A 22,025-nucleotide genomic window follows, 5' to 3' on the forward strand; every position below is an offset into this window, starting at 1 on the left:
CTGCCCCAGCCCCGGTACCGGTACCGCTGCCGCACCGCGCAGTCGGCTCGCTGCGGTCAGTCCGCTTCCAGCAGATCCAGCAGCCACACGTTGAATGCCGCCTGCGCAGACTGCCAGGCCGGCAACTGCGCATGCTCGGCATCCGTCTGCTGCCCGTCGCCCGCGCTGAGCCAGCGCTTCCACGCGGCGGCATAGCGGTAGGTGGAGACATCGCCCGTCACGTCGCTGCCCACGATGCGGCCGCGCAGCCCGGCGATCACCGCGGCGGCGTGGCGCGCCTCCAGCGTGCCCTGGTCCCAGTTGGTCTGCACCACGCGCCGCGAGAACACGTCCTTGTCGATGCTGAAATAAGTCGGCGCCTGCTGACGCGCCAGCATCCGGGTCAGCTCCGCCACCAGCGCATCCGCATCCGGGAACGCGCGGAACCGGTCCGCGATGCCCAGCCAGCGGGCCCAGCCCGTGTCGACACCGCTGCTCCAGTAGGTGAGCCGGCCCGCTCGTAGCGGACCGAGGTAGTTCTCCCAGGCATGGCCCGCGCCGATGTCGTCCGAGGTGATGCCCGCCACATGCACGTGCGCCACCTGCGGCAGCATCGCCACGCGCCGCACCCAGGAGCCGCAGTGCACGCCGAACGGGAACCGCATGTTGTCCGGATGGTTGTCCAGCACCACCACCTGCAGCGGCCGCGCCTGCGAGAAGCCGTGCGCCGCGATGCAGCGCTCGATGAGCGGCCAGCTCAGGTGGTGGAAGTCGCCGCTGCCCAGGAACACCGTACCGTGCGCGGGCACGGCCGGCATGGCCGCGTCCAGCGCCTGCCGGAACGCCTGCATCGTGCCCATCCCGCAGCCGAAGCGCATCCGCTCCTGCCAGGCCGCCGCCAGCGGCAGGCGGATTTCGCCGGGCAGCGTGCCCACGGAGCCGTCCACGTCCAGCACGACGGGGGGTGGAGAGAAGGTGGCCGTCATGCCGCACCCTCCGTGCCGTCCTGCCAGCGCCGGTCGCTTTCGAAGTGGCCGGCGAACCGCCGGGCCAGCGCGCGCAGCGCCGGATTGCGCACGTACACGGCATGGCGCGTCCAGGTGAAGCGCGCACCCAGGCTGCGCTTGACCTCCGGATCGGTCCAGCCCGCGATGTAGTCGCTGAGGCCCCGCTCCAGGGCGTATTCCAGATTGACCATCCAGCTCACGAAATACAGGTTGACCTCGCGTGCCGCGGGGTAGGAGAGGCCGATGTACTTGTCCACGAGGCGCCCGCCGTGCTCGTAGCAGAGGTTCCAGCCCAGCAGCTCGCCCGTGGCGGCGTGCCGGTATTCGAACACGATGCCGCCGCTCGCTCCATCGCGCAGCAGCGCGGCGAAGAACCCGCGCGTGAGCCGGTCGAAATGCACCTCGCTCTGCGCATGCACGCCCTCGTAGAGCGCATAGCACGCATCCACGCGCGCATCGTCGGCATAGGCTGCGCCCGTCGGCACCCGCTCGATGCGCAACTGCGCGCGGCTGCGCAGCTTGCGCCGCAAATTGCTGCGCCGGCTGGACGACAGGCGCGCCAGGTACTCATCGAGGCTGCCGAAATCGATCGGCACGTAGGCCAGCGCCTGCCCCTCCACCAGCACGAAACCCTGCCGCACGCAGGCCTGCGCCAGCGCTTCGGCATAGGCGTTGTCTGCATCGCCCAGCAGCGGGGAATCCTGCGGAATATCCTTCACGATCGCGAGCGTGAAGCCGCGGCCCGGCCCGGTGCGCACCGCCTCGGCGAAGGCCTCCGGCGCCATGGCCTGCGGCAGCGGCGCGTACTCGGTCACGGTGGTGCCCACGAAGGCCGTGCGCACGCGCAGCCACCGGGACCAGTGGCCGAACAGCGGCCAGCCGCGCAGCCGTGCCTTGAATTCGTCGTCCGCCGTCGTGAGCAGATCGAACGGTGCCGAGAACACCGGCACCGGCAGCCCCTGCAGCCACGCGAAACCCTCCGGCGGATGCGCGCCTGCCTGCGCCACGAGCGACTCCGGCTCCAGTCGGTTGCGCCAGCCAGGGGCTTGGCTCACTTCTTGGCGCGCGTGAGAAGTTGGTCCAGCAGCACCATCGCCTCGTCGATCTCGGAGCGCGAGATCATCAGCGACGGCGCGAACGTGATCACGTTCTTGTAGTACCCGCCCACGTCCAGCACCAGGCCGCGCTTCTGGCCTTTGTATTCGAGCGTGCCTTCCAGGCCCATGTCCACCATCTTGTCGAGCAGCGCGCGGTTGGGCGTGAAGCCATCGGCCTCGCAGATCTCGGCGCGCAGCGCCAGGCCCAGGCCATCGACGTCGCCGATTTCCTTGTGGCGCTTCTGCAGTTCCTTCAGGCCTTCGAGGAAGTAGGCGCCGCTGTCGCAGACCTGCTTGCCGAAGTCCACCTCGTGGGTCATCTTCATCACCTCCAGGCCCAGGGCGGTGCCCAGCGGGTTGGAGGCGAAGGTGGAGTGCGTGGAGCCCGGCGGGAAGATCGTCGGGTTGATCAGTTCCTCGCGCGCCCACAGGCCCGAGAGCGCGTTCAGGCCGTTGGTCAGCGCCTTGGCGAACACCAGCACGTCCGGCTGCACGCCGAAGTTCTCGATCGACCACAGCTTGCCGGTGCGCCAGAAGCCCATCTGGATCTCGTCGACCACCAGCAGCACGCCGTGCTCGTCGAGCACCTTCTTGATGCCCTTGAAGTAGTTGGCCGGCGGGATCACGTAGCCGCCCGTGCCCTGGATGGGCTCGATGTAGAAGGCGGCGTATTCGCACTGGCGGGTCTTGGGGTCCCAGACGGCGTGGTATTCGTTCTCGAACTTGCGGGCGAACTCGGCCACCAGCGAATCGCCGTATTCCTCGGCCGTCATGCCCTTGGGGCGGCGGAAGGGGTACGGGAACGGAAGGAACTGCGCGCGGTCGCCGAAGTGGCCGAAGCGGCGGCGGTAGCGGTAGCTGGAGGTGATGCTGGAAGCGCCCAGCGTGCGGCCGTGGTAGCCGCCCTCGAACGCGAACATCAGGCTCTTGCCGCCCGTGGCGTTGCGCACCACCTTGAGCGAGTCCTCGATCGCCTGCGCGCCGCCCACGTTGAAGTGCACGCGGCCGGGGCGGCCCCACTTCTTCTCGGCGTCCTGCGCGATGGTCTTGGCCAGCTCGATCTTGGTGGGGTGCAGGTACTGGCTGGCGATCTGCGGCAGCGTGTCGAGCTGCTGCTTCAGCACGTTTTCCAGGCGCTCGTTCTTGTAGCCGAAGTTCACGGCCGAATACCACATCTGCAGATCGAGGTACTGCGTGCCGTGGTCGTCCAGCATGTAGCTGCCGTTGCAGCCCGTGAAGATCTTGGGCGGGTTCACGTAGTGGACGGTATCGCCGAAGGAACAGTACTTGGCTTCGTCCGCGAGGAGCTGGGCAGCGTCGATGGTCATGGAAGGAAAAGGTCCGCAACTGGAAACAAGGATGGGCGCGAGTCTGCGCAGCCAACCTTGATCGACTATCGAGCGTTTGTGTGCGGTTTGTGCAGATGGTGGAGAACGCGTGCGCAGGGGGAGGCGCAGGGGCCTGGAGGCGCGGCAACCTTTTCTTACAGCCGGCTCGACCGTGGCGGATTAAATTCCGCGGCCAGAGGGGGGAACAAACACATGCTGACCATCGACCCGCAGGACAGGGTGATCGAGAACGGGCGGCTCATAGCGCGGCGCCAGGGGCCAGATGTACCGGCCGCGCGCATCCGTGGTGCATCGGTCCACGATCTAACAAGGGCACACAGCGTCGCAAGAGCTGGGCGCCGAGCACTCTGGCTCGTCGTTGCTCTTGGACTGGCATTTTGCTTCTGGTATGCCGGTACGCCTGTTCTCAAGGGATCGGAGACAAGTCCCATGAAGGCTTATCGCGTCGATTACTACGACGCGTCTCCGATGCAGCGCGCCCTGCATCGCCAAATGAAGACTCCTTCAGTGGTGCGGTTGTACCGCGCCCAGCCCGAAGCCTTGTTGGCCCAGAGCGAGGTCGTTGATCTTTGGATGAACGGGACGCTGCATTGGTGGACCGATCCGCCGACACACGCGGTGGTGGTCGGCAGCAGCGTGGTGTTCGAGAACATTCCGGCGGAGTGTCCCTCTGCTTCTGGTTGCCCGCGTTGACGGGCTCGCGAAACCACCCTTCCCTTCGCGCGCCACGCCCCTGTGCCAGCACATCCCACTTCCAATCACGCACCATGACACCCCGCACCCGCACATCCCCCTGGCTGCTCGCAGCCCCCGTGCTGTTGCTGCTCGCAGCGGGCGTGGGCCTGCTGCAGGCGGGAACGCAGGACACCGCCCCCGCAGATGCCCATGCCGGCACCGCGCCCGCCGCCCGCCCCGTGTCGGCGGAACTGGTCCAGGCATACAACCAGGCCGGCAGCCTGCGAGACTTCGTCCGCCATGCCCTCGCGCACCCGGAAGCCGGCGGCGCGTTCTATGCGACGCAGGTGCTGCGCCGCTGCCGCACGCTGCAGGCGACCACGGCGCCGGAATCGGAGGCAGGAGCCGCGGCGGTTGGGGCATCCCTTCCCGCGCCCGCTGCCCGCGACGAGGCCCGCGCGGCGGCGGCCACCCTGCGCCAGCGCTGCGCCGGGCTGTCCCCGGACGACCTCGCGGAACGGCACCTCGCCCAGGCGGTCGCGGACGGCCTGGAGCATGGCGATCCGCTCCTCGCCATGGCGCTGCGCGCGGGCAAGGCCGCCTACCAGGGCCCGGAGCGGCGCAAGTCCCTGCTGTTCGATCTGCTGGCCGCCGGAGATCCGCTGCTGATCCAGGACGTGGCGCTGCGCATCGCGGTGCAGGCGGACCCGGACACGGGCGTGCGCGGCCACCGCTTCGAAGGCGCGTTCCATCCGCAATCGCTGGATGGCAACGTCGAACTGGCGCTGTACCTGCTGCCCTGCGGCCTGGGCCTGGACTGCACGCGGGCCACCGACTGGGACCTGCTCCTGCGCTGCGCCAACGGCTTCGAGTGCGCGGCCAGCCGCCAGGACCATGTGGCGGCCGTGCTGCGCGGCCAGCCCGGAGCCTATGAGCGCACGCTGGCGCTCTGCCAGCGCATGGTCGCAGCCGTGCGCAGCGGGCAGGTCGCCGTCTTCCTGTGACGGCGGCCCCGGCGCACCAGGGCGCAACGGTGCGCCCTACGCGCCCCGCGCCAGCACGGGTGCGATCGCCTGGCCGGTGTGCGTACCGAGCCGCACCACCTCTTCCGGCGGCGCCGCCGCCACGATCCGGCCCCCCTCCCGGCCGCCCTCCGGCCCCAGGTCGATGATCCAGTCGGCCTCGGCGATCACGTCGAGGTCGTGCTCGATCACCACCACGCTGTGGCCCGCGTCGACCAGCCGGTGCAGCACGCGGATGAGCTTGTGCACGTCGGCCATGTGCAGGCCCACCGTGGGCTCGTCCAGCACGTAGAGCGTGTGCGGCGCCTTCTGCCCGCGCCGGCCCACCTCGTCCCGCACCTTGGTGAGTTCGGTCACGAGCTTGATGCGCTGCGCCTCGCCGCCCGAGAGCGTCGGGCTGGGCTGCCCCAGGGTCAGGTACCCCAGGCCCACGTCCTTGAGCAGTTGCAGCGGGTGCGCGATGCCCGGCATGCTGGCGAAGAACTCCACCGCCTCGTCCACTTCCATCTGCAGCACGTCGCCGATGCTCTTGCCGCGCCAGGTGACGGCCAGCGTCTCCGGGTTGAAGCGCGCGCCGCGGCAGGCCTCGCAGGGCACCTTCACGTCGGGCAGGAAGCTCATCTCGATGGTGCGCACGCCCTGGCCCTCGCAGACCGGGCAGCGCCCCTCGCCGGTGTTGAAGCTGAAGCGCCCCGCCCCGTAGCCGCGCGCCTTGGCCTCCAGCGTTTCGGCGAACAGCTTGCGGATCGTGTCCCAGAAGCCGATGTAGGTCGCAGGGCAGCTGCGCGGCGTCTTGCCGATCGGGGTCTGGTCCACCTCCAGCACGCGGTCCACCGACTCGAAGCCCGCCAGGCCCGTGCAGCCGACCAGCGGCGGTGCCTTGCCGGCATCCATGGCGTCACGCCCGGCCTTGGTGGAGCGCTGCTGCACCCAGGCCTGCACATTGGTCAGCAGCACGTCGCGCGCCAGCGTCGATTTGCCCGAGCCGCTGACCCCGGTGACGGCCACGAGCCGGTGCAGCGGCACGGTGGCCGTCACGTTCTGCAGGTTGTGCAGGCTCGCGCCGTACACCGTCAGCCAGCGGATGGCGGCGCGCTCCCTGGCGTCCTCCAGCGCACTGGCCTGCAGGGCCGCGGCCTGCGCGGCCCGCTTCTTGGCGGCGGCGCTCTGGCGTCCGGCGGGAGCTTCCACAGGCTGGGCCGGCGCCGCGGTGCCGGCATCCAGCTCGGCCGGCTGCATGCTGCGCCGCGCCTGCAGCGGATGGCGCATGGCGTGCAGCAGGTAGCGGCCGGTCTGGGAATCTTCGGCGGCCTGGATGTCCGCCACCGTTCCCTGCGCCACCACGCGCCCGCCGCGCTTGCCGGCGCTGGGGCCGATGTCGATGACGTGGTCCGCGCGGCGGATGGTGTCCTCGTCATGCTCCACCACCACCAGCGTGTTGCCCTTGTCGCCCAGCTTGTGCAGCGCATTCAGCAGGATCTGGTTGTCGCGCGCATGCAGGCCGATGGTGGGCTCGTCCAGCACGTAGCACACGCCCTGCAGGTTGCTGCCGAGCTGCGCCGCCAGCCGGATGCGCTGGGCCTCTCCGCCCGAGAGCGTCGGCGCGCCCCGGTCCAGGGTGAGGTAGGACAGCCCCACCTCCTCCAGGAATTCCAGCCGGCTGCGGATCTCGGGGATCAGGTCGCGGGCGATCTCCGCCTCGCGCGCGGTGAGCACGCCGCCTTCCAGCGACTGCACCCAGCGGCGCACGTCGCTCACCGACATCGCCGCGATGTCGGCGATGCCCACGCCGGCGAAGCGCACCGCGCGCGCCGTGGCGTTCAGCCGCGAACCCTGGCAGGTGGGGCAGACGGTATCGACCACGTCCTCCGCCTCGGGCTCGGCGAAGGTCTGCTCGCGGCCGCGGTTGTCGTCGGACTGCACCGAATCATCGAACACCTTGCGCTGCGCGGCCGTGAGCTTGACGCCCGTGCCCACGCAATCGGGGCACCAGCCGTGCTTGCTGTTGTACGAGAAGAGGCGCGGATCCAGTTCCGCATAGCTCGTGGCGCACACCGGGCAGGCGCGCTTGGTGGAATGCACGTGCACATGGCCGATGCCGGCGGTAGAGACGCCCTCCTCCATCGCGCGGCGCAGGTCGCCCAGGTCGCTCAGCACGTGCACCACGCCCTTGCCCAGGTCCAGCGCGCGCGCCAGTGCCCCGCGCAATTGCGCCTCGCTGCGCGGCTCCACGTCGATGCTCTCCACGGGCAGCTCGATGGTGTGCTCCTTGAAGCGGTCGATGCGCGGGAACCCCGTGGTCGGCAGGAACTGGCCGTCCACGCGCAGGTGCGTGTAGCCGCGCGGCCGCGCCCAGTCGGCCAGCTCGGTATAGACGCCCTTGCGGTTCAGCACCAGCGGCGCCAGCAGTCCGATGTGCTGGCCCTTGAACTGCGTGAGCAGGTGCGCGGCGATGCTGTCGGCGGTCTGCGGCTGCACGGCGGCGCCGTCGTAGATGCAGTGCTGCACGCCCAGCTTCACGTACAGAAGACGCAGGAAATGCCACACCTCGGTGGTCGTGCCCACCGTGCTCTTGCGCCCGCCGCGCGAGAGGCGCTGCTCGATCGCCACCGTGGGCGGGATGCCGTAGACGGCGTCCACCTCGGGCCGCCCGGCCGGCTGCACGATGCTGCGCGCATAGGCGTTCAGCGATTCGAGATAACGGCGCTGGCCCTCGTTGAACAGGATGTCGAACGCGAGCGTGGACTTGCCCGAGCCCGACACGCCCGTGATCACGTTGAACTTGCCGCGCGGGATGTCCACGCTCAGGTGCTTGAGGTTGTGCTCCTTGGCGTTCACGATCTGGATCGCGTCCTGCCCCTCGGTGCGCTCCGCCTGCCGCGCGGCGCGCTGCGCGCGGCGCAGCACGGCGGCTTTCTCGTGCACCGAGTGGCCGCCCTCGCCCAGCGCCAGCTCGTACTCGCGCAGCGCCTCGCCCGTGTGCGAGGTGCGGTGCTGGCGCAGGTCGTCCGGCGTACCCTGCGCCACCACCAGGCCGCCGGCGTCGCCGCCTTCCGGCCCCAGGTCGATCAGCCAGTCGCTCGCGCGGATCACGTCCAGGTTGTGCTCGATGACGATGATCGAATGCCCCGCGTCCAGCAGCTTGCGCAGCGCGCGCATGAGCTTGGCGATGTCGTCGAAGTGCAGGCCCGTGGTCGGCTCGTCGAAGAGGAACAGCGTGCCCTTGCGCGCGAGCGGCTGCCGGCTGCTGCTGGCGCTCTTCGCCGCCTCGGCCAGGAAGCCCGCGAGCTTGAGCCGCTGCGCCTCGCCGCCCGAGAGGGTGGGCACCGGCTGGCCGAGCTTCACGTATTCGAGCCCCACGTCCACGATGGGCTGCAGTGCGCGGATCACGTCGCGGTCCTGCGCGAAGGCCTGCGCCGCTTCGCTCACCGTCAGGTCGAGCACGTCGGCCACGTTCACGGTGCGCCCGCCGCGCTCGATCGTCACCTCCAGGATCTCCGGCCGGTAGCGCTTGCCGTCGCAGTCGGGGCAGCGCAGGTACACGTCGGAGAGGAACTGCATCTCCACGTGCTCGAAGCCCGAGCCGCCACAGGTCGGGCAGCGCCCGTCGCCCGAGTTGAAGCTGAACTTGGCGGCGGTGTAGCCGCGCTGGCGCGCGAGCGGCGCCACCGCGAACAGCTCGCGGATGGCATCCCATGCGCCCACGTAGCTCACGGGGTTGGAGCGTGCCGTCTTGCCGATCGGCGACTGGTCCACGAACACCACGTCGCCGAGCTGCTCTGCGCCCAGCAGGCGGTCGTGCGCGCCCGGCGATTCGGTCGCCTTGCCGAAATGCCGCAGCAGCGCGGGCGCGAGCACGTCCTGGATCAGCGTCGACTTGCCCGAGCCCGACACGCCCGTCACGGTGACGAGGCGCTGCAGCGGGAACTCCACCGAGACGTCCTTCAGGTTGTGCTCGCGCGCGCCCTCCAGCACCAGGCGCGGCGTGGACGGCGCCACCGTGCGCTGGATGCCCGCGCTGATCTGGCGCCGCCCGCCCAGGTACACGCCCGTGAGCGTGTCGGCACGGCGCAGGTCGGCCGTGGTGCCGTCGAACACGATCTGCCCGCCGCGCTCGCCGGGGCCGGGGCCCATGTCGATCATGCGGTCGGCCGCGAGCATCACGGCCGGATCGTGCTCCACCACCACCAGCGTGTTGCCGGCGTCGCGCAGGCGCAGCATGGCCTCGGTGATGCGGTGCATGTCGCGGGGGTGCAGGCCGATGCTGGGCTCGTCGAGCACGAACAGCGTGTTGACCAGCGAGGTGCCGAGCGCCGTCGTCAGGTTGATGCGCTGCACCTCGCCGCCGGAGAGCGTGCGGCTCTGCCGGTCGAGCGTGAGGTAGCCGATGCCCACGTCGCACAGGTATCTGAGGCGCGTGGTGATCTCCTCATGCAGCAGCTTGAGCGCCTGCGCATCGCCGGTCCTGGATGGCGCTTCGCCCGAGGTGTCCGCGGCATCGCCCTCGGGCAGCGCCATGCGGTCGAAGAAACGCCGCAGCCGCTCGATGGGCAGCATCATCAGGTCGTGCAGCGCGAGCCCGGGCAGCGCCTCCAGCTGCGCGCGGCTCCACGCCACGCCCTGCGGCATGAACCGCCGCGCGGGCTCCAGCACCGCATCGGCGTCCTCCTTGCTGCCCACGCGCCACAGCAGGCTCTCGGTCTTGAGCCGGGCCCCTGCGCACACCGGGCACGGCGTGTAGCTGCGGTACTTGGAGAGCAGCACCCGGATGTGCATCTTGTAGGCCTTGCTCTCCAGGTATTCGAAGAAGCGCCTGATGCCGTACCACTGCTTGTTCCAGTTGCCTTCCTTGTAGTTGGGCGCGCCGCCGATCACCCACTGCTTCTGCTCTTCGGTGAGCTTGTACCAGGGCGTGTCGCGCGGAATGCCGGCGGTCTCGGCATGGCGCATGAGGTCGTCCTGCGCCTCCTTCCAGGCCGGCGTCTGGATCGTCTTGATCGCGCCCGCGCGCAGCGTCAGCCGGTCGTTCGGGATCACGAGGCCGTAGTCCACGCCGATCACGCGCCCGAAGCCGCGGCAGGCCTCGCAGGCGCCCACGGCCGAGTTGAACGAGAACATCGACGGGATCGGGTCGGCATAGCGCAGGTCGCTCTCCGGGCAGTGCAGGCCGGTGGAGAAGCGCCACAGGTCCGGTTCGCCCTCTTCGTGCAGCCGGTAGACGTTCAGCCGCCCCGTTCCGCGCTTGAGCGCGACCTCGATCGCCTCGACCACGCGGGCCCGCTCGGCATTGCCGAGCCGGAAGCGATCGGCCACGACATCGAGCACCTTGCGCGGGCCGGTGGGCGTACCGACCTCACGCTCGGCCTGCACCTTCGTGAAGCCGCTGGCGGAGAGCCACTGCTCCACCTGCTCGGCCGAGGTGTTCGCCGGCAGCTCGACCGGGAAGGTGAGCACCACGCGCGGATCGCCCGCCTCGGCGCAGCGGCGCTGCAGCTCGGCATAGATCGTGTCCGGCGAGTCGTGGCGCACGGGCTGCGCGGTCTGGCGGTCGAAGAGCTGCGCGGCGCGTGCGAACAGCAGTTTCAGGTGGTCGTTGAGCTCCGTCATCGTGCCCACGGTCGAGCGCGAGGAGCGCACCGGGTTGGTCTGGTCGATGGCGATCGCGGGCGGCACGCCCTCCACCTTGTCCACGGCCGGCTTGTCCATGCGGTCGAGGAACTGGCGCGCGTAGGCGCTGAAGGTCTCCACGTACCGGCGCTGGCCTTCGGCGTAGAGGGTGTCGAACACCAGGCTGGACTTGCCGGAACCGCTCGGGCCCGTCACCACGGTGAGTTCGCCGGTGCGGATATCCACATCCAGGTTCTTGAGATTGTGCTGGCGCGCGCCATGGATACGGATCAGGCCCTGGGTCATCGGGGGGATCTTTCGGTGGGGAAGGCGGGCCATTCTAGGAAGAGCGGACGGCCGGCCGGAGTCGGAGGGGGGCTTATCCATATGGGGGACTTCCTGCCGTTGACAACCACCGCCGGGACGCCGGGCGCGGCCTCCCACCCCGTTGCGTTCCGCGCTGCGGTTCGGGCATTGCAGCGACTGCCGAATTCCACCCCACCGGGGGTGCCGCCTCTTGTCACCCCGGTCGCGCTCGGGCATCGTGCAGCGCTGCGCCGGCGGCACGGCCGCTCCCCCTTTCCCATCGCTTACTGGAGATCCCCGTTATGGCCCGTTTCTGGCAGAGAACCCGCCTCGTCCTGGCGCTCGCGGCCGCCGTGGTGTCGGCGCCCTCCTGGGCGCAGCTGCTCATCGGCCAGACGGCGGGGTTCACCGGCCCCGTGGCGGCCGGGGTGCAGGAGACCACCGAGGGCGCGCGGCTTTACCTGAACGACGTGAACGCCCGCGGTGGCATCCACGGACAGAAGATCGAACTCGTCTCGCTCGACGACAAGTTCGATCCGGCGCTCACCAAGGCCAACGCGCGCACGCTCATCGAGCAGCGCAACGTGCTCGCCCTGTTCCTCACGCGCGGCACGCCGAACACCGAGGCCGTCATTCCGCTGCTCGACCAGGCCGGCGTGCCCCTGGTGGGCCCCTCCACCGGCGCCATGGTGCTGCACCGGCCCGTGCGCCGGCACGTGTTCAACGTGCGCGCGCCCTACCAGCGCGAAGCCGAGAAGGCCATCAGCCACCTGGCATCGATGGGCATCACCCGGATCGCCCTCGTGATCACCGACGACAGCTTCGGGACCGACGGGCTGGCCGGCGCACTCAGGGGCTTCGAGTCCGCGAAGCTGAAACCCGTGCTGCAGGAACGCTTCGACCGGGCCAGGCCCGACTTCTCCGCCATCGCGCCCAAGCTGGTCGAATCCCAGGCCCAGGCCGTGCTCATGGTCGCGTCGGGCGTGGCCGCCGCGGAAGGCTATGCGGCCTTCCGGACCGCGGGTTCGGGCGCCCAGCTGGTCACGCTCTCCAACAACGCCTCCTCGGGCTTCGCCAAGAGCCTGGGGCCCAATGCGCGCGGCGTCATCGTGACGCAGGTGTTCCCCAACGAGCGGGCCATGAACTACCCCCTGGTGCGCGAAGCGCACGACCTCGCGAAGGCGCAGGGCAAGGAGGTGAGCCCCGCCATGCTCGAAGGCCTGGCGGCTGCCAAGGTGCTGGTGGAAGGCCTGCGCCGCGCCGGCCCCAAGCCCACGCGCGAGCGGCTGCAGGCCGCGCTGGAGGGACTGCAGAAGTTCGACATCGGCGGGCTCGAGGTGAACTTCAGCCCCGAAGACCATTCGGGCCTGGACTTCGCCGACCTGTCCATCATCGGTACGGACGGCAAGTTCCGCCGCTGAGGCATGGCGCCGCCCGGGGACGGCCGGAGGCTGCGCCGCGCCTTCTTACCGGGAAGCGGCTCCGCTGGCCGGGATGGCCGGCAGGGAGGCCGGGGTGGACGCGGGCACGGCTGCGGGCTCGGGCGCATGGACCGCGTCGGCACCATGCTTCTCGCCACTCATGTCCACCTTGTCCCCCGCCTTCATGATCACGAAGAGCGAAAGCGCTGCGAAAACGATGAACCCCACCACGATCTTCCACATACCGGTCTCCCTGGATTGAAATATTGAACGGAAAGCAGGCTGAAAAAAAGCCCCACAACCCTGGCGGGGTGTGAGGCCCTTCACACGGCGGCGGCCGGAGCCGCCACGCGTTCAGACTCAGAAGTTGTGGCGAACGCCCACGGCCAGCGAGCTGAAGTCCGCGCCGGCCACGCCGGTGGCGTAGGAGGCGTTGCGGTCGTTGTTCACGCGGGTGTAGTAGCCGTACACCTTGGTGCGCTTGCTCAGGTTGTAGTTGTAGGCCACGGTGTATTGCGTGGCGGCGCTGTCGCTCAGGTTCTTGTAGCTGTTGGCGCGGCCCACGTTCAGGTGGAACTCCGAAGCGCCCATGATGTAGGCGCCGGACAGGCGGAAGTTGTCACGCTTGCCCACGGCACCGGCCGTGTCGGACATGGCGTTCCAGTCGTCGCTGCGCTGGTAGTAGGCGCCCACCATGAAGGGACCGGCCGTGTACAGGGCGCGCAGGGCGAACTGGTTGGAGTCGGCCAGCTTGGAGTAGCCGGCGCCCAGGGCCAGGGCGCCCAGGTTGTAGTTGGCAGCCAGGTCGTACAGGTTCTTGCCGCCCGAGGTCTGCTCGTGCATGCCCACGGCGCCTTCGACCGTCAGGCCACCCAGGCTGGGGGTGCGGTAGGCCACCGAGTTGGAGTTGGTGAACTGGTTGCGCATCACGCTGGCGTAGAACGCGTCGGCGGACGAACCGGTGTCGTGGTTGTGCAGGCTGACGTAGTCGGCCGTGGCGAAGTAGGACTCGGCGGTCCAGCGGCCCAGGCGGACCATACCGAAGTTGCCGGACAGGTTCACTTCGCTCTGACGGGCGAACAAACCGCGGGAATCGGTCGTGCCGGTGTCGGAGTTGAAGCCGCTTTCCAGCTGGAAGCCGGCCTTCAGGCCGCCGCCCAGGTCTTCCACGCCCTTGAAGCCGAAACGCGATGCGTTGTTGAACAGGCCGGTGACGGTGGAATCACCCACCTTCTGGCGCTCGACGGTGGTGTTCACGCGGCCATACAGCGTGACGCTGCTTTGCGCGAACGCTGCGGTGCTGCCCAGGAGGGCCAGAGCGGCGAGAGCCAGACGATGGGTCTTTTGCATGTGATGTCCTCGGATGCTTGTTCGAAAAGTTGGTGTAGGCACCGCGGTCGGCTTATGGCAACAGAATGCAAGTGCAGCTACTGGACAAATTCTAGGTGTAACAACCCGATTACCACGGTTGAAAGTCACGGCAATAACGAAGCTGACGTGTAATTGCCACAAACTGGCGTGTTTTCCCCACACTTGCAGACATTCGGCGGTTCTGCGTCAGGGTTTTCCCGACGCGGGGTCGCAGAGGAACGGCGACACCGGAAGCCAACGTTGTCCGTCGCCGGGGCACGTCCCGCACCGACCTCCCGCTGAAATCCCCTTGGTTACCGGCCTGGGCCAGGGCTTGCCTCGTTTCGCGACCTGGATGGCGCCCGCGGTGTAATGGCCGTGCAGGCCCGCATCCCAGTTGTCGCCAGCTTGGCATATCCGGCGACGGCGACCGACTGGTACAGCCGGTTGGAGAAATTGCCCGTGTCGTGGTTGGGCTGGTCCTGCACGCCATAGTCCGCCACGGCGTAGTACGACTCGGGAATCCAGTTGCCCAGGCGGATCTTGCCGAAGCTGCCCGACAGATGGACTTCGCTCTAGCGGCCGAAGAAGGTCTTTGCGGCCTCGCCGATGGAACTGCCGAAACCGCTTTCGAGCTGGAATCCGGCTTTCTGCATGGGACTCCCTGGAATATTGTGGTCGGAACGGGCCGCCGTCATTATTGCCACGCCCCCTGCATACCGCGTCGCCTACGTGCAACGCGACGGCGCACACCCGAAGCGCTCCATCCGGCATTTGCAACCGACAAAAAAACGGGGTGCGCGGCACCGCACGTGCCGCGCCCCCCGCCTGAAGACATCGCCGTCAGTCGTTGGCGTAGATGTCCACGTCCTTCGTCTCACGGATAAACAGCGTGCCGATCACGGCGGTCACGCCCGCGATGATGATCGGGTACCAGAGGCCGTTGTACATGTTGCCCGTCTGCGCCACGATCGCGAACGACATGGTGGGCAGCAGGCCGCCGAACCAGCCGTTGCCGATGTGGTAGGGCAGGCTCATCGAGGTGTAGCGGATGCGGGTCGGGAACATTTCCACCAGCATCGCGGCGATGGGGCCGTACACCATGGTCACCAGCAGCACCAGATAGGTCAGGATGATGACCATCATCACCTTGTTCATCTTGGCGGGGTCGGCCTTGGTGGGGTAGCCGTCGGCCTTCAGCGTATCGGCCACGGCCTTCTTGAAGGTGGCGTCCTTGGCCTTGGCTTCATCGGCGGGCAGGCCGCGGGCGGTGTAGCTCGGGATCGTGGTCTGGCCGATCCTGATCACGGCCGGGGTGCCGGCCGGCGCGGCTTCGTTGTCGTAGCTCACCGAGCTGGCGGCCAGCACCTGCTTGGCGACGTCGCAGGAGCTGGTGAACTTGGCCGTGCCGGTCGGATTGAACTGGAACGAGCACTCGGCCGGGTCGGCCACGATCACCACCTTGTTCTTCGCCTGCGCCGCGGCCAGGTCGGGGTTGGCGGCTTCGGTCAGCGCCTTGAAGACCGGGAAGTAGGTCAGCACGGCCAGCACGCAGCCCAGCATGATGATGGGCTTGCGGCCGATCTTGTCGGAGAGCGAGCCGAACACGACGAAGAACGGCGTGCCGATCAGCAGGGCCGCGGCGATCATCAGGTTGGCCGTGACGGCGTCCACCTTGAGCTGCTGCGTCAGGAAGAAGAGCGCGTAGAACTGGCCCGTGTACCAGACCACGGCCTGCCCGGCGGTGAGGCCGATCAGCGCCAGGATCACGATCTTCAGGTTCTTCCACTCGCCGAACGACTCGCGCAGCGGTGCCTTCGAGGTCTTGCCTTCGGCCTTCATGCGCTGGAAGGCGGGAGATTCGGACAGCGACAGGCGGATCCACAGCGACACGCCCAGCAGCAGGATGGAGACGAGGAACGGAATGCGCCAGCCCCAGTCACCGAAGGCTTCCTCGCCCATCACGGTGCGGGTGCCCAGGATGACCAGCAGCGACAGGAACAGGCCCATCGTGGCGGTGGTCTGGATCCACGAGGTGTAGGCGCCCCGCTTGCCCTGCGGCGCATGCTCGGCCACGTAGGTCGCGGCACCGCCGTACTCGCCGCCCAGGGCCAGGCCCTGCAGCATGCGCAGCACGATCAGGATCACCGGAGCCGCCACGCCGATGCTGGCGTAGGTCGGCAGCACGCCCACGATGAAGGTGGACAGGCCCATGATCAGGATGGTGACCAGGAAGGTGTACTTGCGCCCGATCATGTCGCCCAGCCGCCCGAACACCAGGGCGCCGAACGGCCGCACGATGAAGCCGGCGGCGAAGGCCAGCAGCGCGAAGATGAAGGCCGAGCCCGCATCCAGCCCGCTGAAGAACTGCTTGGCGATGATGGCCGCGAGCGAGCCGTACAGGTAGAAGTCATACCATTCGAAAACGGTGCCCAGCGACGAGGCCAGGATGACTTTTCTTTCTTCCGGCGACATGGGCCGGGGAGCGACGTTGGTAGCCATGGTGCTTGTCTCCATGAGGTGGTCGGTGCGACTGCTGCGCGGCCCCCCTCCAGGAACACCGCGTGCAACCTGGGCGCACTATCGATCCAACGTCTGACCGAAGTCTGACAAGCACGGCCCATCCGGGGAAAACCCTTTCCCGGGACAAACCCGCACCGGCGGCGCGGCCTACTTGAGGCCCGAGGGGATTTCGGCCACGGCATCCCAGCGCGGCCCCTCGAACCACGGGTCGCCCTCCAGGCGGGCGCGCAGCATGGGCAGGCCGTCCAGCCCCCAGAACAGCTGCCCGTCCACCACGAAGGCAGGCACGCCGAACACGCCCTGCACGGCGGCTGCGTCGGTATTCGCGCGCAGCAGTGCCTTGGCATGCGCACCGTGCTCCTCACCGGGGGGTTGCGCGCGCAACTGCGGAGCCAGGACCCGGGCCAGGTCCTCCAGCCGCCCGGGGTCCAGCGGATCGGCCCCTCCGAGCCACACGTGGCGCAGCACCGTGCCGGCGACGAAGCGGTTGATCGATCCGTCCTCGCTGCAGGCCAGGGACTGGCGCAGCAGCGGCAGCGGGTTGAACGGATGCCGCGCGGGCATGTCCAGCCCCGTGCCCAGCGCATGGCCCAGCCACTCGGCATGGCGGTACGTCCAGTCGCGCTTGGGCGCGATGCCGGCGGGGCCCGGGTTGCCGTGCTGCTGCAGCAGCGCCCCGAGCAGCACCGGCCGGTACTCGACCGAATGGCTCAGGCCCTCCAGCACCTGCGGCAGGCGCTCGAAGGCCAGCCAGGCGTAGGGCGAGACGAAATCCAGGTAGAAAACGATGTGCTTCATGGGGTCCTTCCTTCTCGGTACGTACGCGGCCGCCGCCCTGCCCGTCAGCCCGTCAGCCCGGCGGCCCTGCCGGAGCCTGCGGTGCCAGCCCCGCGCGCTGCAGCAGCGCGGCCCAGATGGCGCGCTGCCGGCCCGGCGGCGCGGCCGACCAGTCGCGGATCTCGTCCAGGGTGCGGAAGCACCCTTCGCAATGGCGGCCGCCGGCATCCATGCGGCAGACGCCGATGCAGGGCGACGGCACCGGCCCCCGGCCCTCTTGCGCGAAGCCGCCCGCGGCCGCGGCCTGCGCGGCGCGCTCCGCGAGCGCCTGGAGCGCCTCCCGGGTCATGCCGCGGCGGGCGGCGGCTGCACCACGTCCACGACCGGCGCGCCCGTGAGCGCTTCCAGGTCCTGCGGCCGCAGCGGGAACACGCCGTTCGGATGGCCTGCCGCGGCCCAGATCTCGTCGAAGCGGAACAGGTCGCGGTCGATCAGCGTCACCGGCGGCGTGGCATGGGCCACGGGCGAGACGCCGCCGATGGTGAAGCCGGTCCTGGCCTTGACGAATTCGGCATCGGCGCGGCCCGTCTTGCCCACCAGCGCATCCACCTTCTTCTCGTCCACCCGCCGGTCGCCCGAGGTGACCACCAGCACGGCCGCATCGTCGCTCTTGCGGCGGAAGATGATGCTCTTGGCGATCTGGCCGACGGCGATGCCGAGCGCATCGGCCGCTTCCTGCGCGGTGCGCGCCGAGCTGTCCAGCATGCGCGGGCCGTGCGGATGGCCCTTGGCCTGCAGCGCGGCGGCGACGCGCTGCACGCCGTCGGGAAGGGTTCGAAGTTCGGCGCCACACATGGGTACGGTCTCCTGGAAAAAGGTGGACGGGCTCCGGATTGTGCCGCGCCGAAGAGCCCGTGCGTCAGCCGGCGCGCTTGTTCAGCAGCGCCGTGGCCGCGCGCGAATTCGGCTTGCGGCCGAGGAAATCGCTGATGTAGGCGCCGGCATCCACCAGCGCATCCAGGTCGATGCCGGTCTCGATGCCCATGCCCTGCAGCATGTAGACCACGTCCTCCGTGGCCACGTTGCCCGTCGCGCCCTTGGCATACGGGCAGCCGCCCAGGCCCGCGACCGAGGTGTCGAACTGCCAGACGCCCATCTCCAGCGCGGCCAGGGTGTTGGCGAGCGCCTGCCCGTAGGTGTCGTGGAAGTGGCCCGAGACATCGTCCAGCGCATAGTGCGCGAGCGTCGCCTCGATGGCGCGCTGCACCTTGCGCGGCGTGCCCACGCCGATGGTGTCGGCCACGCCGATGTGCTGCACGCCGATGCCCTTCATGAGGCCGGCCAGGTAGCCCACGCGGTCGGGCGACACCTCGCCTTCGTACGGGCAGCCCACGGTGCAGCTCATCGCGCCGCGCACGTGGATGCCCGCGGCGCGCGCGGCCTCCACCACCGGCGCGAAGCGTTCGATGCTCTCGGCGATGCTGCAGTTGATGTTCTTCTGGCTGAACGCCTCGCTGGCGGAGCCGAACACCACGATCTCGTCGGGCCGGTCCTGCACGGCCGACTCGTAGCCCTTCATGTTGGGCGTGAGCACCGAATAGCGCACGCCGGGGCGCCGCTCGATGCCGGCCATCACGGCGTGGTTGTCCGCCATCTGCGGCACCCACTTGGGGCTCACGTAGCTGGTGACCTCGATCTCCGTCAGGCCGGCCGCCTGCAGGCGGTGCACGAGGCCGATCTTCACCTCGGCGGGCACGGGGGATTTCTCGTTCTGCAGCCCGTCGCGGGGGCCGACGTCCACGATCTTGGCGCGGGTGGGTAGAGAGGACATGGGAGGGTTCCTGAAAAGGGTTCGAGGGAGGCAGGCAGCGGCGTCAATAGCCCCGCGCCGGATCCACCTCGCCGCGCACGGACTCGGCCCCATTGCGCAGCGCGTCGATCTTGCGCGCGATCTGGGCGATGCTCTCCGCGCGCAGCGTGCGGGCCGAGGTGTGGGGCGTGACGGTGACGCGCGGATGGCCCCAGAACGGATGGCCGGCCGGCAACGGTTCGGTGCGGAAGACGTCGAGCGTGGCGCCGGCGACGTGGCCGCTCTCCAGCAGGGCGAGCAGATCGTCCTCGACGAGGTGCGCGCCGCGCGCGACGTTGATCACGTAGGCCCCGGGCAGCAGGCGCGAGAGCGTCTCCTTGCGCAGGATGTCCGTGGTGTCGGGCGTGAGGGGCAGCAGGTTCACGAGCACGCGGCTCGCGGCCAGGAAATCCTGCAGGCCGCCCGTGCCGTGGAAGGTGTGCACGCCCTCCACCGCCTTGGGCGAACGGCTCCAGCCCACCACGGGAAATTCGAAATGCGCGATCGCGCGCGCCACGCGCTCGCCCAGCACGCCCAGGCCCATCACGCCCACGGGGAAGTCCTGGCGCAGCCGCGGCTTGCGGAAGGCCCAGCGGCCTTCGCGCTCGGCGGCCTCATAGGCGTCGAATTCGCGGAAATGGCGGATCACGGCGTGGCTCACGTACTCGGCCATCTGCACGGCCATGCCGGCATCGTCGAGCCGCACGATGCGGCAGCCCGCGGGCATGCGCAGCTTGACGAGCGCGTCCACGCCCGCGCCGATGTTGAAGAGCGCGCGCAGCCGGGGCTGCTCGTCCAGGAACTGCTGGGGCGGCGCCCACACCACCGCATAGTCGGCCTGGGGGGCGCCGGGCTCCCACACGGTGATGCGGGCGTCGGGCAGGACGGAGCGCAGCCCCTCCAGCCAGGGAGCGGGCGGGGTATCGGTACAGCAGAAAAGAATGTCGGTCATGCCCTGGAGCCTATCGCAGCATGGCCCGCGGACGCTGTCGCGCGGGCACGCGTTCCGCGGGTTCCGTCAGGCGGCGGCCGCGAGCCGCAGCAGTTCGGCCCCTTCGGTCACCTGGTCGCCCGGCGCATAGAGCAGCTCGGCCACGGTGCCGTCGGCCGGGGCGGCGATGGTGTGCTCCATCTTCATCGCTTCCATCACCGCCAGGGCCTGGCCCTTGGCCACCGTGTCGCCCGCCTTCACGGCGAACGACACCACCTTGCCGGGCATGGGTGCCGTGAGGCGGCCGCCCTCGGCCTGCACCTCGCCGGCATGCGCCAGCCGGTCGACGGCCGTGAGCTGGGCCGCACCGCGCGGCAGGAACACATGGCGCGACTCGCCGCGGGCATGGACCACGGCCCGCGTGCGCTCGCCCGCGAACGCGAGGTCGATCGCTTCCGAGCCCTCGCCTTCTCCCTCCACCGCCTGGAACACGAGCGGCCCTTCGGCCAGCACCGCGCCCCCGGATTCCACGCGCAGCACCGGCGCATCGCCCGGCCGGTAGGTGAGCACGGCGGAGGCGGCCGTGCCCGCGCACTCCACGTCGAAGCGGCGGCGGTTCTCGCCCCAGCCCTGCCAGCCGTCGCGGCGGCCGAACGGATCGCCCGCGCGCTCGGCCGCACGTTCGGCCCGCAGCGCATGCGCCACCGTGGCGGCCAGCGCCAGCGGCAGCGGCACGGGGGCTTGGTGGAACAGCACGGCCTGCTCGCGCTGGATCAGCGCCGTGTCCAGCCGCGCATGCGCGAACGAATCCGAGCGCAGCACGTGGCGCAGGAACTGCACGTTGGTCGCCAGCCCCACGATGTGCATGCGCGACAGCGCCTCGTCCAGCCGCGCCAGTGCCTGCTCGCGCGTGTCGCCGTGCACGATGAGCTTGGCGATCATCGAATCGTAGAACGGGCTGATCGCATCGCCCTCGCGCACCCCGGCGTCGATGCGCACCGTACCCCGCTCGAAATGCGTGCACGGCCCGTGGCGGTAGACGGCCAGGCGGCCGGTGGCGGGCAGGAACTGGTTGTCCGGGTTCTCGGCGCAGATGCGCGCCTCGATCGCATGGCCGGTGATGCGCAGTTGCTCCTGCGCGAGCGGCAGCGGCTCGCCGGCCGCCACGCGCAGTTGCCACTCGACCAGATCCTGCCCGGTGATCGCCTCGGTCACCGGGTGCTCCACCTGCAGGCGCGTGTTCATCTCCATGAAGAAGAAGTCCATCGCGCCGCCCTCGCGCTGCTCGACGATGAACTCCACCGTGCCGGCGCCCACGTAGCCCACGGCCTGCGCGGCAGCCACCGCCGCCTCGCCCATGCGCGCGCGCATCTCGGGCGCCATGCCGGGGGCGGGGGCTTCCTCCAGCACCTTCTGGTGCCGGCGCTGCACGGAGCAGTCGCGCTCGAAGAGATAGACGCACCGGCCGTGCGCGTCGGCGAACACCTGGATCTCGATGTGGCGCGGGCGCTGCACGTACTTTTCGATCAGCACCGCGTCGTCGCCGAAGCTGTTGATCGCCTCGCGCTTGCACGACTCCAGCGCCGCCGCGAAATCGGCCGCCTTCTCCACCGCGCGCATGCCCTTGCCGCCACCGCCCGCGCTCGCCTTGATGAGCACCGGATAGCCGATGCGGTCCGCCTCGCGCTGCAGCAGGGCCGGGTCCTGGTCGGCGCCGTGGTAGCCCGGCACCAGCGGCACGCCGGCCTTCTCCATCAGCTGCTTGGATTCGGCCTTGAGGCCCATGGCCTGGATCGCCGATGGCGGCGGGCCGATGAAGACGAGGCCGGCGTCCTGGCAGGCCTGCGCGAACTCCTCGTTTTCGGACAGGAAGCCGTAGCCCGGGTGGATGGCCTGCGCTCCCGTGCGCCGTGCCGCCTCGAGGATGCGCTCCCAGCGCAGGTAGCTCTCCTTCGGCGCGCTGCCGCCGATGTGCACCGCCTCGTCGCAGGCGGCCACGTGGCGGGCCGACGCATCGGCATCGGAATACACGGCCACGGTCTTCACGCCCATGCGGCGCGCGGTGGCAGCCACGCGGCAGGCGATCTCCCCGCGGTTGGCAATCAGGATCTTGTCAAACATCGTTGCGTCTC

16 protein-coding genes and 1 pseudogene are annotated in these 22,025 nt (G+C 69.5%); 3 read left to right on the forward strand and 14 right to left on the reverse strand.

All coding sequences use genetic code 11. The annotated features are described in order from the left end of the window. Positions 1–56: 56 nt before the first annotated feature. The 3 genes from Q9R47_RS20480 to Q9R47_RS20490 are packed head-to-tail and all read right to left on the reverse strand — an operon-like array spanning position 57 to position 3,411. The gene (locus Q9R47_RS20480; RefSeq protein WP_311234956.1) at positions 57–965 is read right to left on the reverse strand and encodes a hypothetical protein; all 909 of its coding nucleotides are present in this window, start codon (positions 963–965) and stop codon (positions 57–59) included. Beyond that, positions 962–2,041, reverse strand: a complete 1,080-nt coding sequence (locus Q9R47_RS20485; RefSeq protein ID WP_311234957.1) for a GNAT family N-acetyltransferase — start codon at positions 2,039–2,041, stop codon at positions 962–964. Before Q9R47_RS20485 ends, Q9R47_RS20480 begins: the two co-directional genes overlap by 4 nt. Continuing rightward, positions 2,038–3,411: an aminotransferase class III-fold pyridoxal phosphate-dependent enzyme gene (locus tag Q9R47_RS20490; protein ID WP_311234958.1), complete on the reverse strand. Its 1,374-nt coding sequence runs from the start codon at positions 3,409–3,411 to the stop codon at positions 2,038–2,040. Before Q9R47_RS20490 ends, Q9R47_RS20485 begins: the two co-directional genes overlap by 4 nt. Before the next feature lie 213 nt (positions 3,412–3,624). Between Q9R47_RS20490 and Q9R47_RS20495 the strand changes: the two genes are divergently transcribed. Both Q9R47_RS20495 and Q9R47_RS20500 read left to right on the forward strand, forming a co-directional pair. Further along, entirely contained in the window at positions 3,625–4,125 is a 501-nt protein-coding gene (locus tag Q9R47_RS20495) for a hypothetical protein (protein ID WP_311234959.1), read from the forward strand. A 74-nt stretch (positions 4,126–4,199) separates the two neighbouring features. Further along, the gene (locus Q9R47_RS20500; RefSeq protein WP_311234960.1) at positions 4,200–5,111 is read left to right on the forward strand and encodes a hypothetical protein; all 912 of its coding nucleotides are present in this window, start codon (positions 4,200–4,202) and stop codon (positions 5,109–5,111) included. Between the two features lie 36 nt (positions 5,112–5,147). Here the strand turns inward: Q9R47_RS20500 and uvrA are convergent, their stop codons facing one another. Continuing rightward, positions 5,148–11,042: an excinuclease ABC subunit UvrA gene (gene uvrA / locus Q9R47_RS20505; RefSeq protein WP_311234961.1), complete on the reverse strand. Its 5,895-nt coding sequence runs from the start codon at positions 11,040–11,042 to the stop codon at positions 5,148–5,150. 302 nt (positions 11,043–11,344) lie between these two features. On the opposite strand from uvrA, the gene Q9R47_RS20510 reads away from it, so the two are divergent. Beyond that, on the forward strand, positions 11,345–12,463 hold the full coding sequence (locus Q9R47_RS20510) for an ABC transporter substrate-binding protein (protein ID WP_311234962.1): 1,119 nt from the start codon (positions 11,345–11,347) through the stop codon (positions 12,461–12,463). 45 nt (positions 12,464–12,508) lie between these two features. Here the strand turns inward: Q9R47_RS20510 and Q9R47_RS20515 are convergent, their stop codons facing one another. The 10 genes and pseudogenes from Q9R47_RS20515 to Q9R47_RS20560 form a co-directional block, all read right to left on the reverse strand. Then, entirely contained in the window at positions 12,509–12,706 is a 198-nt protein-coding gene (locus Q9R47_RS20515) for a hypothetical protein (protein WP_311234963.1), read from the reverse strand. A gap of 117 nt (positions 12,707–12,823) precedes the next feature. Beyond that, positions 12,824–13,813 carry a porin gene (locus tag Q9R47_RS20520; RefSeq protein WP_311234964.1) on the reverse strand — a complete coding sequence of 330 codons (990 nt, stop codon included), beginning with the start codon at positions 13,811–13,813 and terminating at the stop codon, positions 12,824–12,826. A gap of 437 nt (positions 13,814–14,250) precedes the next feature. After that, positions 14,251–14,463: pseudogene (locus Q9R47_RS20525) on the reverse strand (porin); the annotation flags it as partial. A 193-nt stretch (positions 14,464–14,656) separates the two neighbouring features. Beyond that, positions 14,657–16,315, reverse strand: a complete 1,659-nt coding sequence (locus tag Q9R47_RS20530) for an MFS transporter (protein ID WP_311234965.1) — start codon at positions 16,313–16,315, stop codon at positions 14,657–14,659. A gap of 168 nt (positions 16,316–16,483) precedes the next feature. Then, positions 16,484–17,134, reverse strand: a complete 651-nt coding sequence (locus tag Q9R47_RS20535; protein ID WP_311234966.1) for a 2-hydroxychromene-2-carboxylate isomerase — start codon at positions 17,132–17,134, stop codon at positions 16,484–16,486. Between the two features lie 52 nt (positions 17,135–17,186). Further along, the gene (locus tag Q9R47_RS20540; RefSeq protein ID WP_311234967.1) at positions 17,187–17,462 is read right to left on the reverse strand and encodes a DUF1289 domain-containing protein; all 276 of its coding nucleotides are present in this window, start codon (positions 17,460–17,462) and stop codon (positions 17,187–17,189) included. Beyond that, positions 17,459–17,968: a YbaK/EbsC family protein gene (locus tag Q9R47_RS20545; protein WP_311234968.1), complete on the reverse strand. Its 510-nt coding sequence runs from the start codon at positions 17,966–17,968 to the stop codon at positions 17,459–17,461. The genes Q9R47_RS20540 and Q9R47_RS20545 overlap by 4 nt, the downstream gene beginning before the upstream one ends. 64 nt (positions 17,969–18,032) lie before the next feature. After that, positions 18,033–18,944, reverse strand: a complete 912-nt coding sequence (locus tag Q9R47_RS20550) for a hydroxymethylglutaryl-CoA lyase (protein WP_311234969.1) — start codon at positions 18,942–18,944, stop codon at positions 18,033–18,035. Positions 18,945–18,987: 43 nt separating this feature from the next. After that, complete coding sequence (locus tag Q9R47_RS20555; protein WP_311234970.1) at positions 18,988–19,914, reverse strand: glyoxylate/hydroxypyruvate reductase A; 927 nt, start codon at positions 19,912–19,914, stop codon at positions 18,988–18,990. A 66-nt stretch (positions 19,915–19,980) separates the two neighbouring features. Beyond that, a complete protein-coding gene (locus Q9R47_RS20560) occupies positions 19,981–22,014 on the reverse strand; it encodes an acetyl/propionyl/methylcrotonyl-CoA carboxylase subunit alpha (RefSeq protein ID WP_311234971.1) in 2,034 nt (677 codons plus the stop codon). Positions 22,015–22,025: the final 11 nt, after the last annotated feature.

The sequence above is a fragment of the Acidovorax sp. PRC11 genome, assembly GCF_031844105.1.
Lineage (GTDB): Bacteria > Pseudomonadota > Gammaproteobacteria > Burkholderiales > Burkholderiaceae_C > Paracidovorax.

What these genes read in the sequence shown, in the direction of transcription:
- Q9R47_RS20550 (WP_311234969.1), bottom strand. Translation starts at nt 18,944, where the DNA reads ATGTCCTCTCTACCCACCCGCGCCAAGATCGTGGACGTCGGCCCCCGC.
- Q9R47_RS20480 (WP_311234956.1), bottom strand. Translation starts at nt 965, where the DNA reads ATGACGGCCACCTTCTCTCCACCCCCCGTCGTGCTGGACGTGGACGGC.
- Q9R47_RS20510 (WP_311234962.1), top strand. Translation starts at nt 11,345, where the DNA reads ATGGCCCGTTTCTGGCAGAGAACCCGCCTCGTCCTGGCGCTCGCGGCC.
- Q9R47_RS20515 (WP_311234963.1), bottom strand. Translation starts at nt 12,706, where the DNA reads ATGTGGAAGATCGTGGTGGGGTTCATCGTTTTCGCAGCGCTTTCGCTC.
- Q9R47_RS20500 (WP_311234960.1), top strand. Translation starts at nt 4,200, where the DNA reads ATGACACCCCGCACCCGCACATCCCCCTGGCTGCTCGCAGCCCCCGTG.
- Q9R47_RS20545 (WP_311234968.1), bottom strand. Translation starts at nt 17,968, where the DNA reads ATGTGTGGCGCCGAACTTCGAACCCTTCCCGACGGCGTGCAGCGCGTC.
- Q9R47_RS20530 (WP_311234965.1), bottom strand. Translation starts at nt 16,315, where the DNA reads ATGGCTACCAACGTCGCTCCCCGGCCCATGTCGCCGGAAGAAAGAAAA.
- Q9R47_RS20555 (WP_311234970.1), bottom strand. Translation starts at nt 19,914, where the DNA reads ATGACCGACATTCTTTTCTGCTGTACCGATACCCCGCCCGCTCCCTGG.
- Q9R47_RS20520 (WP_311234964.1), bottom strand. Translation starts at nt 13,813, where the DNA reads ATGCAAAAGACCCATCGTCTGGCTCTCGCCGCTCTGGCCCTCCTGGGC.
- Q9R47_RS20495 (WP_311234959.1), top strand. Translation starts at nt 3,625, where the DNA reads ATGCTGACCATCGACCCGCAGGACAGGGTGATCGAGAACGGGCGGCTC.
- Q9R47_RS20535 (WP_311234966.1), bottom strand. Translation starts at nt 17,134, where the DNA reads ATGAAGCACATCGTTTTCTACCTGGATTTCGTCTCGCCCTACGCCTGG.
- uvrA (WP_311234961.1), bottom strand. Translation starts at nt 11,042, where the DNA reads ATGACCCAGGGCCTGATCCGTATCCATGGCGCGCGCCAGCACAATCTC.
- Q9R47_RS20490 (WP_311234958.1), bottom strand. Translation starts at nt 3,411, where the DNA reads ATGACCATCGACGCTGCCCAGCTCCTCGCGGACGAAGCCAAGTACTGT.
- Q9R47_RS20540 (WP_311234967.1), bottom strand. Translation starts at nt 17,462, where the DNA reads ATGACCCGGGAGGCGCTCCAGGCGCTCGCGGAGCGCGCCGCGCAGGCC.
- Q9R47_RS20560 (WP_311234971.1), bottom strand. Translation starts at nt 22,014, where the DNA reads ATGTTTGACAAGATCCTGATTGCCAACCGCGGGGAGATCGCCTGCCGC.